This window comes from uncultured Albimonas sp., assembly GCF_963977235.1.
Lineage (GTDB): Bacteria > Pseudomonadota > Alphaproteobacteria > Rhodobacterales > Rhodobacteraceae > Albimonas.
This window is the reverse complement of record NZ_CAXBOD010000001.1, coordinates 293,951-308,044: the sequence shown is the minus strand read 5'-3', so window position 1 is coordinate 308,044 and position 14,094 is coordinate 293,951. Positions and strand designations below refer to the sequence as shown.

Sequence of the window (14,094 nt, the reverse complement as noted above, 5' to 3'; positions counted from 1 at the left end):
CCCCCCCGCACGCCCCCCATGCACGCCCCCCTGATCACCGAGCGCCTGTCGCTGCGCCCGCTCCGCCGCGCCGACGCGCCGGCCCTGCGCGCGGCGGTCTTCGCCGACGGCGAGGTCGCCACGATGCTGGTCCACGACTGCTCGACCCCCGCCCTGCAGCAGCACTGGGCCGAGGACTGGTGCGAGGGCCTGGGCGAGGACGGCGCCCGCGGCGCCGCGATCTGGGCCGAGGGCGCCCCCGGCGCCTACGCGATCGAGGGCCGCCCCGGCGCCGCCCCGCCGCTGGCGGGCTTCCTCGGCGTGGTCGGCTTCTACGGCGCCGCGCCCTCGCAGGGCGGCTGGGCGGGCGAAGTGTTCTACGCGCTCGACCGCCGCGCCCATGGCCTCGGCGTGATGCGCGAGGCCGCCGGCGCCGCGCTCGAAGCCTTCCGGGCGCTGCCGGGCCCGCTGCAGCTCTACGCCACCGTCTGGGACCGGCTGAACCCCGCCTCGGTGCGGGTGCTTGAGCGTCTGGGCCTTGCCTCGGACGGCCGCATCGCGCTGCTCGACGAGTATCCCGAGGCCCGCGTGCTCAGCCTCGCGACCTACGAAATCGTCCGCCTGCGCGCCGCCCCCGAGGGCGTCCGCGAGGCCATCGCCCACGTCGCCGCGCTGAAGCTCGGCCACCTCGCCCATGAAGGGCTGATCGCGCGCGAGGACGCGATGGCCCGCCTCGCCGCGGCCGCGCCGGAAGTCCCCGGCAGCCTGCTGGTGAAAGCCTTCGACGAGGGCGAGGCCCTGCCCGGCCTCGCCCTCCTGCGCTGGAGCCGCGGCTGATGCACCCCAACCCCGCCTATCGAAACTCCACCCGCGCCCAGCATCTGGAGCTGGCGCACACGCGGGGATTCGGCACGCTCGCGGTCTCGGGCGAGCCGTTCCCGATGCTCTCCCACGTGCCCTTCGTGGTGGAGGGGGAGGCGGTCGACCTGCACCTCGTCCGCTCCAACCCCATCGCCCGCGCGCTGGCCTCGGGGCCGCTCGGGGCCGTGCTGGCGGTGCAGGGCCCCGACGGCTACGTCTCGCCCGACTGGTACGGCGCGCCCGAGCAGGTCCCCACCTGGAACTACGTCGCCGTGCACCTGCGCGGCCGCCTCTCGCTGCGCGAGAGCGGAACGCTGCGCCCCCACCTCGAGGCGCTCTCGGCCCGCTTCGAGGGCGCGCTGCCCAAGCCGCCCTGGACCCTCTCGAAGGTCCCGGCCGAGGCGTTGGCGAAGCTCGAGCGGATGATCCTGCCCGTGCGCCTCGCGATCGAGGAGACCGACGGCACCTGGAAGCTCGGCCAGAACAAGCCCGAGGCGATGCGACTGGGCGCGGCGGCGGCGATCGAGGGCTCGCTCGGCGCCGAACTGGCCGCCCTCGCCGCGCTGATGCGCGCCCCGCCCGACTAGGCCGCCCCCGCGTCCCGCGGACCGGACCCCGGCGCCGCGGAACGGGCCACGCCCCCTGCGGCAGCCCCCTGCGGCGAGGATTCCCGGCCGGCGCCCTCGTTTCCCGTCTCCAAACCGTCTAAGGAGGGGTCCAGGGACAGCAGGACGCGCAGGCCGGAACGGCCGCGCGCAAGAGGAGCGCGACGCGCAAGCATGGCGGGCGGCTTCGGACGCGGCGGATCGGCGGGCAGGACCGCGCTCTCGCGATATGCGCTCCTGGAATCCACGGGCGTCTATCGCGACGGCGTCTCTCAGCATCCGCAGGAGGTGGTGGTCCGCTTCGGCGAGGCCTCGCTGATCCTGATGAGCTTCGACGACATGCCCGTCGCCCACTGGGCGCTGGCCAGCCTGCGCCGGGTGCGCGCGCCCGGCGGCGACCGCGCCGCGCTGTCGCTGACGCCCGAGCCCGACGACGCCTGGGGCGACGCCGAGGGCGACGAGAGCCTGCTGGTCACCGACCCCGAGATGATCCGCGCCATCGAGGAGGTCTGCGCCGACCTCGACCGGCGCCCCTCGCGTCTGCCTCAGATCCTGCGCCTGCTCGCCTGGTTCGCCGTCGCCGCGGCGGTGGGCGCGGCGCTGGTGATCTGGGGCCTGCCCTACGCCACCCAGCGCCTGGCCGACCTCGTCCCCCCCGCGCAGGAGCGCAAGCTGGGCGACGCGGTCATGGCCCGGCAGATCTCCCTGATGGGCGTGGGCGAGGATCCGGTCTGCGCCACCCCCGAGGGCGACGCCGCCCTCAAGCGCCTGTCCGACCGGCTGCTCGCCGGCGTGCGCCTGCACGTGCCGGTGACGCTCGAGGTGATCCGCAGCCCCCAGGTGAACGCCTTCGCCGCCCCCGGCGGGCGGGTGGCGATCCTCTCGGGCCTGCTGGAAAGCGCCTCGGGCCCCGACGAGGTGGCCGCGGTGCTGGCCCACGAACTCGGCCACGTCGCCCATCGCGACGGCCTGCGCGCGCTGCTGCGCCAGGCCGGGACGCAGGGGCTGCTGACGCTGTTCCTGGGCGACATGGCCGGCGGTTCGCTGGCCGGGCTGACGCAGATGGCGCTGACGGCCTCCTACTCGCGCGAGATGGAGACGCAGGCCGACGCCTTCGCCCACCAGATGCTGGGCGAGGCGGGCCTGCCCGCCGGGGCGCTGGCCGAATTCTTCGGCGACCTGAAGGCGATGCAGGGACGTCAGACCGAGGGGCTGGCGCGCCACTTCGGCTCCCACCCCGACCTCGACGCCCGCATCGAGGCGGCCGAGGCCGCCGACCGGCTCGAGGGCGGCGCCTGGCGCCCCGCGCTCGAGGATTCCGACTGGATCGCCCTCAAGGAAATCTGCGCAGGCTGAGCCCCGCCGACCGGCGCGGGGCGCGGAAGCCGTCGCGCCTTGCGGGGACGGCGTCGCCCCGCGGGGGCCGCGTCTGGCCTTGCGGGGCCGGCTCTGGCGGCGCGATCAGGCGGCGGCGTCGCGCGTTTCGGCCCAGGCGCTCAGGCGGTCGCGCAGGGCGGCGACCTCGGCGTTCAGGGCCAGCAGGCGTTCGACCGGCAGGCCCGTGGCCTCGATCAGCGCCTCCGACAGACCCTCGGTCTTTCCGCGCAGGACGCGGCCGTCCTCGGTCAGCGTGACGCGCACGGCGCGGGCGTCGCCGCGGTCGCGCGCCCGCTCCACCAGACCCATCGCCTCCAGCCGCTTGAGCACCGGGGTCAGGGTCGAGGTGGCCAGGCGCAGCTCGGCGCACAGCTCGCCCACCAGGCGCCCGTCGCGGGCCCACAGCGCCGTCATCGCCAGGAACTGCGGATAGGTCAGCCCCATCCGCTCGAGCCACGGGCGGTAGACGCGGTGCATCGCGTGGCTGGCCGAATAGAGCGCAAAGCACAGCATCAGGTCCGATGGCGGCGCCCCCGCGGCAGGCGTCTCCGCTTCAGGAGTTTCACGCGTCTCAGCCGTCTGCGCGGGGTGGCGATCGGCGCGGGTCATGGCGCCTCCTTGGGTGTCCGGCGGCCGCAGGAAGGCGGCTTCGGGTGGGGTCGGCGGCCGCCCGACGGCGGCCTCGGGTCGAGCCTATCGAACATATCGCGCCCGATATAGTCGCTCGCGATTGACATTTGGAGGGGGACGCCCCAGCTAACCCTCACGCGATATGATCGCGCACGACATATTCGCAACGACGCAAAGGAGACCCCCATGTCCGTCGACGTCAAATACACCACGAAGGCCCGCGCCACCGGCGGGCGCGATGGCGCGGCCGAGACGCTGGACGGCGCGCTGAAGGTGAAGCTGGCGCCGCCGAAGGAGATGGGCGGCTCGGGCGACGGCAACAACCCCGAGCAGCTGTTCGCCGCCGGCTACGCGGCCTGTTTCCTGGGCGCGATGAAGGCGGTCTCGCGCGGCGAGGGCTTCGTGAAGGTGCCCAACGACGCCACGGTGACGGCGACGGTGGGGATCGGCCCGCGCTCCGAGGGCGGGTTCGGGATCACCGCGGCGCTCGAGATCGCCATGCCCGGCGTCGACAAGGCCGAGGCCGAGAAGCTGGTCGAGGCCGCCCACCAGGTTTGCCCCTACTCCAACGCCACCCGCGGCAACGTCGACGTGGGCCTGACGGTCGTCTGAGGGCGATCGCCTCGCCCTCCTCGCGGGCGGTCCCTTCGGGCACGTCGCCCGCACGCCCTGACCGGGAGGTCCCGGCCGGGCCGAGACGCCGCCAGATCCCGGGATCTGGCGGCGTCTCGCGTTTGGGGATCATGCCCTCCCGGCCAGCCGCGCGCGGGTGGCCGGACGTCTCCGGCGGGTTGGACAAGAGGCCCCAGTGGGCCGGTTGCGCCCCGCGCCACGCGGCCGTGACGAAGGGCCGGCCTCGCTCTCGGCGGTCAGGCGCGGTGGTAGGGGCTGCCGGCGAGGATGGTGGCGGCGCGGTAGATCTGTTCGGCGGCCATGGCGCGGGCGAGCATGTGGGGCCAGACCATCTTGCCGAAGCTGAGCAGGAGGTCGGCGCGCGCGCGCACCGCGTCCGAGTGACCGTCGGCGCCGCCGATGGCCAGCACCAGATCCCGGCGGCCCTGATCGCGCCAGTCGGCCAGACGGTCGGCGAAGTCGGGGGAGGTCAGCTCGCGGCCCCGCTCGTCGAGCGCAACCAGCACGGCGCCGTCGGGGAGGGCGGCGAGGATCAGTTCGCCCTCCGCCTGCGACCCGCGGCCCTTGCGGTCCTCGACCTCCAGCAGGCGCGCGGGACCAAAGCCCAGCGGCCGCGCCGCGCGGTCGAAGCGCGTCAGCCAGTCCTGGACAAGCGCCGCCTCGGGCCCGCCGCGGGCGCGCCCCACGGCGACCAGGTGCACTTTCACGCCGGACCCGTCTGGCGGGTCAGGCGTAGCTGGGCGTGGCGGCGGCGCGTTTCGCCGCGTCCTCGGCCGACAGCCACATTTTCTCGAGCTGGTAGAACTCGCGCACCTCGGGCCGGAAGACGTGGACGATCACGTCGCCCGCGTCGATCAGCACCCAGTCGCCCGCATCCTTGCCCTCGGCGCGGGCGGTGACCCGGGCGTCCGACTTGAGGCGTTCGATGAGTTTTTCCGCAATGGCGGCCACCTGGCGGGACGAACGGCCGGAGGCGATCACCATGAAGTCGGCGATGTCCGACTTGCCGCGCAGGTCAACCTGCACGATGTCCTCGGCCTTGTCGTCCTCGAGCGAGTTCAGAACGAGCCGAAGCAGGTCTTCGCCACCCATTCGCTCCGTGTTCTGCGGCGGGGTGGTCCCCGCGCTATCGAGTCCGGTCAGTTCGATTTCCTCCACGTCGCGCGCCGGAAATCCTCTCAACGCCCCGGCGCCGGGCGGAGTCTCAATGTAGTCCAAAGGGGGGCTTCGCTCAACCAGTGGGCGCCAGGCGCCCGGAAAGGCGGCGGATAGAGCGGCTTGACCGCCGGCGCAAGGCGATTCGGCGTGATCGGGGCCGTTGCGGGCGGGTTCCCGCCCTGCGTCCGGCGCAGGTCTGGCGCCCCGGCGCTCAGCGCAGGTCGATCCGACCGGTCGCGTAGCCCAGCGGCCAGGAGACCTGCAGGCGCACCGGGGTCGGGTGACCGTTCATCTCCGCGATCCACAGGAGGCGGTTGAAGTCGGCCTCCTCGGTCTCGCGCTCGTCGTCGACGGGGAAGCCGCCGACGCGCTCGATCCCCAGGCGACAGCGGCGCGCGGGGCCGGCGTAGGTCCAATCGCGGTCGGCCTCGACCCGGTCCATGCCCTCGTCGCGCACGGTCAGCGACATCATCCGCACGCCGTCGTAGATCGCCCATTCCCCCGCGCAGCCCTCGCCGGCCTTGACCCGGTCAAGCACGGCGAGCACCGCGGCGGCAGGGTCGACCGAGCGCGGCAGCGTCGCCTGGGGAACGGGGGTCAGCTCCTCGTCGGGGGCGCCGGCGCGATGCTCGACCTCGGGGGCCTGGCCGGGATCCCAGGTGACCTCACGGTCGTAGTCCTTGTCGCCGAACTCGCCGTTCATGGTGAAGCGGCGGCCGCCGTCGGGCTCGCGTCGGGTCGCCTCGGTCAGGGTGAAGTCGAAGAGCATCGAGGCGAGACCGCGGGAGCGGGCCTCGATGGTCAGCGCGCCGGCCTCGCCGGGTTCGTGGCGCACGCGGAACTCGCCCAGCGCAACAGGGCCCCAGTCGAGGTGGTAGAGCAGGTCGCGCGACGTCTCGCCCCCCGCCTGGGTCGAGGCGGCGGCGGGCCCCTGCGCCGCGACGGGCGCGGCGGGCAGCAGGAGCGCGAGGGCGAGGGCCGTGGCTCGACGCATCGCGGGAACTCCGTTCATCTCGGAAACGTCATCGAACCGTTAAGGGCGACGCCGCCGCGTGCAAGCGAATTTCGCGTGAGAGGGCCGTGTGCGGCGATGTCGGCGGCGGGGAGGAAGCGCCGCGGCAACCGGGCGCCCGGGCCCGGCGTCCCGCTCGCGGCGCGCTTCGAGGGGGGCGCCCGGGGCGGCCGTCTCCGGAGGCGAGGGCGCAAGGCGCGGGGGGCGCGGCGCCAGGCGGCGAGGTCGAGCGTGTCGTCCCGACGTCGGGTCGCGGCCGGAACGCGGGTCGCGGCGGGGCGGCGCGCGCGACGGATCGGGCGCGCACCCTCGCAACGAACCGGGCCGGAGGCTTGCGCCCCCGGCCCCGGCTTTGCACGCGAACGGATCGATCAGCGGTTGCCGCGGACCAGACGCTCGTATTCGTCGGCGATGCCCACCGCCATCGGGCCCACGTCGAAGCTGTAGTCGCCGATCTGCCCCACCGGGGTGACCTCGGCCGCGGTGCCGGTCAGCCAGCACTGCTCGAAGCTCTCGAGTTCGTCGGGCATGATGTGGCGCTCGATCACCTCGACGTCCTTCTGCTTGAGCAGGTCGATCACCGTCTGGCGGGTCAGACCGTTCAGGAAGCAGTCGGGCGTCGGCGTGTGCACCTTGCCGTCCTTGGTGAAGAAGATGTTGGCGCCCGTCGCCTCGGCCACATAGCCGCGGTAGTCGTACATCAGCGCGTCCGAGCAGCCCTTGGCCTGCGCCGCATGCTTGGACATGGTGCAGATCATGTAGAGACCGGCCGCCTTGGCGTGGCAGGGGATGGTCTCGGGGCTCGGCCGCTTCCACTTCGAAATGTCGAGCTTCGCGCCCTTGGTCTTGGCGTCGCCGTAGTAGGCGCCCCACTCCCACACCGCGACCGCGAGATGGACGGGGTTCAGGAGGGCGGCCACCCCCATGTCCTCGCCCGAGCCGCGCCACATCACCGGGCGGACGTAGCAGTCCTTCAACCCGTTGGCGGCCATGGCGGTGGCCTTGGCCTGCTCGATGTCGTCGAGCGTCCAGCGCGAGGGGATGTCCATGGCGCGGGCCGAATCCAGCAGGCGCTGGGAATGCTCGCGGCTCTTGAAGATCTGGCCGCCGTAGGCGCGCTCGCCCTCGAACACCGACGAGGCGTAGTGGAGCGCGTGGGTCAGTACGTGCACCTTGGCCTCGCGCCAGGGCACCAGCGCCCCGTCCATCCAGATGACGCCGTCGCGATCGTCGTAGGCTCCACCGGCCATGGCCACGTTCCCGTATCATCGCCCGGGCGCCCTAGCGGAGCCCCGGACCCGTTTCGTCGGCGACCTCCGGGCGTTCCGGATATGTCGCTGTTGCAGCGCGGCAAGAAATATTGTTGCTTTCCTCAGCGCCGCGGCGATATAGCAACGCGAGCTTGGACAGTCAACAAGGCTGACGTAAAATCCCGCCATGAGCCCTTCCGACGCCCCCACCCGTTCCCGCGCCGCCCCGCCTCGCCCCGAGAGCGGCCGGTCCCCCGCCGCCCGCATGCGCGGCTCCGGTCTGAACCGGGGCGACCAGCTGCTGTTCCTGACCGACGCGCAGCTCGGCCAGGGGGTCGAGCTGATGTTCTTCGCCTATCGCGACATGATCGCGGACGCCGATCGCATCCTGGAAACAAGGGGTTACGGTCGCGCCCACCACCGCTGCCTGCATTTCGTCTGGCGCCGGCCCGGCATGTCGGTGTCCGAGCTGCTGGACACGCTGAAGGTCACCAAGCAATCCCTCAACCGGGTGCTGCGCCAGCTGGTCGAGGACGGGCTGATCGACTCGCGGATCGGCCCGGCCGACCGCCGCCAGCGGTTGCTGACGGTGACCCCGGAGGGCGAGGCGCTTGTCCGCAGCCTGGCGGACGCGCAGAATGCCCGCATGCGCCGCGTCTTCATGGAGGCGGGCGCCGAGGCGGTGCAGGGATTCAAGACGGTGCTCGCGGACATGATCGACGAAGACAGCCGCGAATCGGTTCTGGCGCTGGTCAACGACCAGCCCGGCGCCTGAGCGGAACGCGTATGAGCGACGAGACGGCGGGCCTGGCGGAGGCCGACGAGGCCGCGCCCGCGCCCCTCGACCCTCCCGACGCGCATATTCTGGTGGTGGACGACGACGAGCGGATCCGCACGTTGCTCAAGCGCTACCTGGCGCGCTCGGGGTTCTACGTGACCGCGGCCCGGGACGCGGCCCATGCCAGGCGCCTGCTCGAGGGGCTGGAGTTCGACCTGCTGGTGGTCGACGTGATGATGCCGGGCGAGGACGGGATCAGCTTCGCCCGCGCGGTCCGCCCGAGGCTGGGCGCGCCGATCCTGCTGCTGACCGCCCGCGGCGGGGCCGAGGACCGGATCGCGGGGCTGGAGGCGGGGGCCGACGACTACCTCGCCAAACCCTTCGAGCCGCGCGAACTGCTGCTGCGCATCGGCGCGATCCTGCGCCGCACCCAGCCCGCCGGTCCCCGCCCCGAGGCCCCGCGCACCCTGCAGCTGGGCCCGGTGCGCTACGACGTGGCCCGCGGCGAGCTGTGGCGGGGCGACGAGCAGGTGCGCCTGACCACGACCGAGAGCGCGCTGATGAAGATCTTCGCGCGCACCCCGCACGAGCCGGTGGACCGCCAGACCCTGCTCGCCGAGATGGACGACGCGCAGGAGCGCGCCGTCGACGTCCAGGTCACCCGCCTCCGCCGCAAGATCGAGGCCGACCCCAAGGCCCCCCGCTATCTGCAGACGGTCCGCGGCTCCGGCTACATGCTCGCGCCGGACTGAGGTCCGGCGCGGCAGGCTGGCGCGACGGACTGGCGAGGCGGACTGGCGCGGAGGCGAAGCGGGGCGAGGCGAGGCGAGGCGGGTCGCGATACAGCGCTTCGAAATGCGCCCGGCGCGCTTTCCGGAGCGGTCGCGCGACGGACGGGCCGCGAGCGTCGTCAGCACGCGCCGCGCCGGACCGCCTCGCGCCCTCGCCACGCGAGACGGCGCCAAGGGCGCGCAACCTCGGCAACGCGCCGCGCGCCGAACGACAGCCCCCGGCGCGACAGCCGACGCGGCGCCGCCCGGGCGGCCCTCAGGCCGCCTGGGCTATCGCCGGCGGCTCCTCGGGCAGGCCCAGCTCGGGGGCCATGCGGCGGATGGCCGACCACATGCCGGCGCGGAACTGGCCCGGGCCGAAGCTCTGGGCATGGGCGGCGACCCGCTCGGGGTCGAGCGACGGCTCCATCTCGGTCTCGAAGCGGCGCATCGCCTCGGCGAGGCTCTCGGCGGTCTGGGCGTCGAATAGCAGGCCCGAGACCCCCTCCTTCACCGTGTCCAGCGCCCCCCCGCGGCCATAGGCCAGCACCGGACGCCCGCAGGCCATCGCCTCCAGCGGCACGATCCCGAAATCCTCGACGCCCGGAAACAGCAGGGCGCGGCAGGAGTGGTAGAGGGCCCGCATCTCGCCGTCCGGCACCCGGCCGAGGAACTCGACTCCCGGGCCCGCCAGCTTCTTCAGCCGCTCCATCTCCGAACCCGAGCCCACGATCTTCAGCCGCCGGCCCAGAAGCTTGCAGGCCTCGATGGCGAGATCGGCGCGCTTGTAGGGAACCAGCTCGGACAGGAACAGGTAGGGCGCGTCGGGACCCGGCGCCGGCGCCGGCCGATAGGCCTCGAGGTCGACGGGCGGGTGCACCACGTCGGCCTCGCGCCCCCAGCAGCGCATCACCCGCCGCGCCACGAAGGAGGAGTTCGCCACATAGCGATCCACCCGGTTCGCGGCCGCCACGTCCCAGATCCGCAGCTTGTGGCTGACCACGGTCCACAGCATCCGCATCGGCCAGTTCAGCCCCTCGCGATAGGCGTGGTACTGGTCCCAGATATACCGCATCGGCGAATGCGTGTAGCACAGGTGCGGCGTGTCGGGGTTGCAGATCACCCCTTTGGCGGGTCCGCTTTCGGAACTCAGCACCAGGTCGTAAGAAGACAGATCCAGTTGCTCCAGCGCATAGGGCATCAGGGGCAAGTATTTCTGATAGTGCTTCTTCGCGCCCGGCAGCCGCGCGATGAAGGTCTCGCGGATCCTGTGGCGCCGCAGCAAGGGGCTCAGCTTCTCGCGGTCGCAGACATGAGTGTAGATGTCGGCGTCGGGGAACATCAGGCAGAGCTGCTCGAGCACCCGCTCCCCGCCCCGCATTCCGACAAGCCAGTAGTGCACGATGGCGACGCGCATGCGCGGTTTCCCTCGCTCGAAATGGAAACGCCGGAGCCGAGGGCTCCGGCGGTCAAGGCTCGCCGCAGGGACGCGGCTGCGCCGGTGAGGCGATCAGCGGCCGGTGGGCCGAACGATCACCAGGGCGGTGCGCAGCATCACCCACAGGTCGAAGCCCGGCGCCATCCGGCGCAGGTACTCGATGTCCAGCGAGACGCGCTGGGCGTAGCTGACGTCGTTGCGCCCCGACACCTGCCACAGGCCGGTGATCCCCGGCTTCATGGCGCAGTAGACCGAGCGGGCCGGACCGTAGAGGTCGTTGAGCTCGTCCTCGGGCACCGGGCGCGGACCGACAAAGGACATCTCGCCCCTGATCACGTTCCACAGCTGCGGAAGCTCGTCGAGCGAGGTCTTGCGCAGGAAATTGCCCACCGCGGTGATGCGGGGGTCGCGGGTCAGCTTGCGGGTCGCGGCCCATTCCGCCGCGGCCTCGGGGTTCTCGTCCAGGTGGCGGGCCAGCCGCTCCTGCGCGTCACGCACCATGGTGCGGATCTTCCAGCAGCGGAACGGCGCGCCGTCCCGCCCGACGCGGACATGGCCAAAGAACGGGGACCCCCCGTCCCGCGCCCAGACCAGCGCCGCGAGCGCCAGCACCACCGGGCCCACAATCGGGGCCAGGGCGATGGCGATGATCAGATCCAGCAGGCGCTTTCCGCCCGCCTCGTACACGCCACGTACCGACGCATACGACCTGCGGGGCGACAACGCGTCCGCAGCATAGAAGTGATCGTCGGCATTCACATGCTTCATCACATCCCCACTCAATCCGGGTTCCGAGATCGAAACCCGCCGGCATAGCGCCCGGAAACCTGGATGCCGGGCCATCCCTCACACACCGTCCAGTATGGGCTTTCGGTGCGTGAACTCAATGGAAAATTCACTGTTAACGACGTCTGAACCGTGCGGCCCTATTGCCGCAGGGCCAAGATGTCGACGCCTAGACTTAGGATTTCGCCTTAACGCCATGCGGATGCGGTGCTAACACCTGAACGCGGCCGAGGGGCGCCATGTGTTGCGGCGCAGCAAAAAAAGAGGGCTCGTCTATGAGGGTTCACGCCGTTCTCGCGGTTCTGGCGCTTGGGGGCTGCGGCCTCGTCTATACCGCGCCCAACGTCTACGAGGAGGGCGACGGCCGTGGCTTCGCCTCTGATTCCACGTCGGACGTCCAGGTGATTCCGATGACGTTCGAAACGGCGCTGGAGGCGAATCTGACCGCCTACGTGCCGCAGCGTCTTCCGGATTCGTTCCGTCCCCAGCCCAACGCGATGCCGGGCCGGATCGCGGTCGGCGACATCTCGATGCCGAACCTGCCCGACATCGACGCGGTTTCGGCCGGCGCCGGCGCGGGCTACGACCTGCCGCCGACCGCCACCGCGCTGCAGCCGCCGGCCGCCGACGTGCCGGTGAACCTGCCCGAGCCGATCGAGCAGACGCCCTATCGCATCGGCGTGTCGGACGTGCTGCTGCTGTCGACCAACACCTCGGCCGCCACGCTCGAGGACGTGCCCTCGCTGCTCAACGCCCAGTCCTCGCGGCAGGGCTACGTCGTGCAGGACGACGGCGCCATCGCCATTCCCGACGTCGGCCGCGTGCGCGTCTCGGGCATGACCATCGAGGAGGCGGAGGCCGAGATCTTCCAGGCCCTCGTCGCCCAGCGCCTCGACCCCTCGTTCTCGCTCGAGATCGCCGAGTTCAACTCGCAGCGGGTCTCGGTCGGCGGCGCGGTGCGCGCGCCGCAGGTCGAGCCCATCGGCCTGAAGCCGCTGAAGCTGACCGAGGCGCTGCAGGTGGCCGGGGGCGTCAGCTCCGAGGATCTCGACTACGCCGTGGTCCGCCTGTTCCGCGACGGTCAGGTCTACCAGGCGCCGCTGCGCGACCTCTATGGAAGCGACGCGCTCAACGACGTGCTGCTCAAGGACGGCGACGCGGTGTTCGTGGACGCCGACTACGACCTGACCCAGGCCCGCGCCTACTTCGAGGAGCAGATCCGCCTGCGGCAGTTCGAGCTCGAGCAGCAGCAGTTCGAGTTCCAGAAGCGCCGGGCCGAGATCGACGACGCGCAGTACGCGCTGACGCTCGCCAACTTCGAGATGAGCAAGGTCCAGCTTCGCCAGCAGCTCAACTCGATGCGCCTGAACGTGGCCCAGTACGACATTCAGCGCAACAGCGAGGCCCGCAGCGAGGCCACGGCCCAGCGCGAGGCATTCAAGGAGCGGATCGAGCTGGGCGCCGTCCGGCGCGACTACGTCTACACCTCGGGCGAGCTGAGGGAGATCGCGCGCACCGCGCTGCCGTTCGAGTCGCGCTCCAACCTGGCCGACATCCTGCTGGGCGGCGGCGGCATGAACATCCAGTACGCGGACTACGAGGAAATCTACGTGATCCGCCAGAACCTGACGCCGGCGGCGCCGGGGGCGGTCACGGCCTATCGCCTGGACGCCTCGAACGCGGCCAGCCTGTCGACGGCGACGGTGTTCGAGATGCGGCCCAACGACATCGTGTTCGTGGCCGAGCAGCCGATCACCTCCTGGGGCCGCACGATCAACCAGCTGGTTCCCAACCTGATCGGCCAGGCGGTCTCGCTGGCCAACGCCGGCAGCTGATCGGACGCCGGGGGGCCGACCGGGCCCCTCGACGCCGCAAAAACGAGAAGGCCGCGCCTCCCCCGAGGCGCGGCCTTCTGCATCTCCGCGCCGCGCCCGGGCCGGCCCCGGGCGGCGGTTCAGCGCAGCTTCGGGGGGCGGGCGGGGTCCATGCCCGGACCCGCGCCGGGGACAGCGGGGGCCTCGGGCGCGGGGATCTCGAAGCCGAGGCCGGCGCGGCGGGCCGCGGCGATTACCGGGGCCGCGGCCGGGGCGAAGAAGATCTCGACCTCGCTCTCGGGCGCGGCAAGGCGGGCGCTCTCGGAGATCGCCAGAACCACGGCGCGGCGGCGGGCCTCGGCGGCGGCGGCCAGCGCCCGGCCGGCGGCGGGGGCCTCGCTCTCGCGCTCGACCAGCGCCAGCGCCAGGCGGGCGCCCTCGGGCGTCTGCGCGCGGACCAGCCAGGCCTCGGCAAGCCAGGCGCCCAGCGCCGCCAGCTTCGCGTCCAGCGCCGAGATCAGCGCCTGCCCGGCCCCGCGCGGGGCGGAAAGGGCGCTGATCCGCCCCTCGGCGTCGCGCGCCTCGGCGGCCGAGACCTGGGCCATCCAGTCCAGCGCCTCAACGCCATGGAACATCTCCGAGGGGGCCACGCCGGGGTTCACCGCCAGGTTCAGGCCGCGCCCGGTCAGCATCCCGATCAGGGCCCGGCCGGGGACCTCGGCATAGTGCTCGCCGCCGCCGAAGGCCGCCAGCCGCGCCTCGTCGTCGAAGGCGAGCGCGGTGGGCCCGGCCTCGAGCTCCAGCATCAGGGGCGAGAGCGCGCCGTCCGGGCCGGGCTCCTCCTTCAGCAGCAGGCACAGGCGGGCGTTGAGCAGCGCGTCGATCACCCGCCCGTCGGCCACGTCCCCCTCGGCTAGACGCAGGGCGCGGTCGAGCGGGGTCTCGGGGACGTCGGTCATCGCGGGGCTCTCCTGGCGGCGTCGGCTGGGGGGTCGTGTGGGTG

The 14,094-nt window shown here is 72.5% G+C and carries 15 protein-coding genes; 7 read left to right on the top strand and 8 right to left on the bottom strand.

The annotated features are described in order from the left end of the window. Nucleotides 1–18: 18 nt before the first annotated feature. From AAC134_RS01450 to AAC134_RS01440, 3 genes are all read left to right on the top strand, one after another. Nucleotides 19–816, top strand: coding sequence for a GNAT family N-acetyltransferase (locus tag AAC134_RS01450; protein ID WP_339947255.1), 798 nt, complete (start codon nucleotides 19–21; stop codon nucleotides 814–816). Beyond that, entirely contained in the window at nucleotides 816–1,427 is a 612-nt protein-coding gene (locus tag AAC134_RS01445) for an FMN-binding negative transcriptional regulator (protein ID WP_339947254.1), read from the top strand. Before AAC134_RS01450 ends, AAC134_RS01445 begins: the two co-directional genes overlap by 1 nt. Nucleotides 1,428–1,619: 192 nt before the next feature. Then, nucleotides 1,620–2,801: a M48 family metallopeptidase gene (locus AAC134_RS01440; RefSeq protein ID WP_339947253.1), complete on the top strand. Its 1,182-nt coding sequence runs from the start codon at nucleotides 1,620–1,622 to the stop codon at nucleotides 2,799–2,801. 105 nt (nucleotides 2,802–2,906) lie between these two features. On the opposite strand, the gene AAC134_RS01435 is transcribed toward AAC134_RS01440, so the two are convergent. Then, nucleotides 2,907–3,431, bottom strand: a complete 525-nt coding sequence (locus tag AAC134_RS01435) for a MarR family transcriptional regulator (RefSeq protein ID WP_339947252.1) — start codon at nucleotides 3,429–3,431, stop codon at nucleotides 2,907–2,909. Nucleotides 3,432–3,638: 207 nt separating this feature from the next. Between AAC134_RS01435 and AAC134_RS01430 the strand changes: the two genes are divergently transcribed. Further along, entirely contained in the window at nucleotides 3,639–4,064 is a 426-nt protein-coding gene (locus AAC134_RS01430; RefSeq protein ID WP_339947251.1) for an organic hydroperoxide resistance protein, read from the top strand. A 257-nt stretch (nucleotides 4,065–4,321) separates the two neighbouring features. On the opposite strand, the gene rlmH is transcribed toward AAC134_RS01430, so the two are convergent. The 4 genes from rlmH to AAC134_RS01410 all read right to left on the bottom strand — a co-directional run bounded on the left by rlmH (nucleotide 4,322) and on the right by AAC134_RS01410 (nucleotide 7,505). After that, nucleotides 4,322–4,792 (bottom strand): 23S rRNA (pseudouridine(1915)-N(3))-methyltransferase RlmH, encoded by a 471-nt coding sequence (rlmH, locus tag AAC134_RS01425; RefSeq protein WP_339947250.1) that lies wholly within the window; start codon nucleotides 4,790–4,792, stop codon nucleotides 4,322–4,324. Nucleotides 4,793–4,811: 19 nt separating this feature from the next. After that, nucleotides 4,812–5,177: a ribosome silencing factor gene (rsfS, locus tag AAC134_RS01420; protein WP_339947249.1), complete on the bottom strand. Its 366-nt coding sequence runs from the start codon at nucleotides 5,175–5,177 to the stop codon at nucleotides 4,812–4,814. A 277-nt stretch (nucleotides 5,178–5,454) separates the two neighbouring features. Then, nucleotides 5,455–6,237: a DUF3108 domain-containing protein gene (locus AAC134_RS01415; RefSeq protein ID WP_339947248.1), complete on the bottom strand. Its 783-nt coding sequence runs from the start codon at nucleotides 6,235–6,237 to the stop codon at nucleotides 5,455–5,457. A 389-nt stretch (nucleotides 6,238–6,626) separates the two neighbouring features. Continuing rightward, the gene (locus tag AAC134_RS01410) at nucleotides 6,627–7,505 is read right to left on the bottom strand and encodes a branched-chain amino acid aminotransferase (RefSeq protein ID WP_339947247.1); all 879 of its coding nucleotides are present in this window, start codon (nucleotides 7,503–7,505) and stop codon (nucleotides 6,627–6,629) included. A gap of 265 nt (nucleotides 7,506–7,770) precedes the next feature. Between AAC134_RS01410 and AAC134_RS01405 the strand changes: the two genes are divergently transcribed. Then, nucleotides 7,771–8,280, top strand: a complete 510-nt coding sequence (locus AAC134_RS01405) for a MarR family transcriptional regulator (protein WP_339947436.1) — start codon at nucleotides 7,771–7,773, stop codon at nucleotides 8,278–8,280. Nucleotides 8,281–8,291: 11 nt separating this feature from the next. After that, nucleotides 8,292–9,035, top strand: a complete 744-nt coding sequence (locus tag AAC134_RS01400; RefSeq protein WP_339947246.1) for a response regulator — start codon at nucleotides 8,292–8,294, stop codon at nucleotides 9,033–9,035. 295 nt (nucleotides 9,036–9,330) lie between these two features. On the opposite strand, the gene AAC134_RS01395 is transcribed toward AAC134_RS01400, so the two are convergent. Together AAC134_RS01395 and AAC134_RS01390 are read right to left on the bottom strand one after the other, a co-directional pair. Further along, complete coding sequence (locus AAC134_RS01395; RefSeq protein ID WP_339947245.1) at nucleotides 9,331–10,470, bottom strand: glycosyltransferase; 1,140 nt, start codon at nucleotides 10,468–10,470, stop codon at nucleotides 9,331–9,333. Between the two features lie 93 nt (nucleotides 10,471–10,563). Continuing rightward, entirely contained in the window at nucleotides 10,564–11,259 is a 696-nt protein-coding gene (locus AAC134_RS01390) for a sugar transferase (protein WP_339947244.1), read from the bottom strand. 293 nt (nucleotides 11,260–11,552) lie between these two features. Between AAC134_RS01390 and AAC134_RS01385 the strand changes: the two genes are divergently transcribed. Further along, a complete protein-coding gene (locus AAC134_RS01385) occupies nucleotides 11,553–13,112 on the top strand; it encodes a polysaccharide biosynthesis/export family protein (protein WP_339947243.1) in 1,560 nt (519 codons plus the stop codon). A 119-nt stretch (nucleotides 13,113–13,231) separates the two neighbouring features. Here the strand turns inward: AAC134_RS01385 and AAC134_RS01380 are convergent, their stop codons facing one another. Continuing rightward, on the bottom strand, nucleotides 13,232–14,050 hold the full coding sequence (locus AAC134_RS01380) for a hypothetical protein (protein ID WP_339947242.1): 819 nt from the start codon (nucleotides 14,048–14,050) through the stop codon (nucleotides 13,232–13,234). Nucleotides 14,051–14,094: the final 44 nt, after the last annotated feature.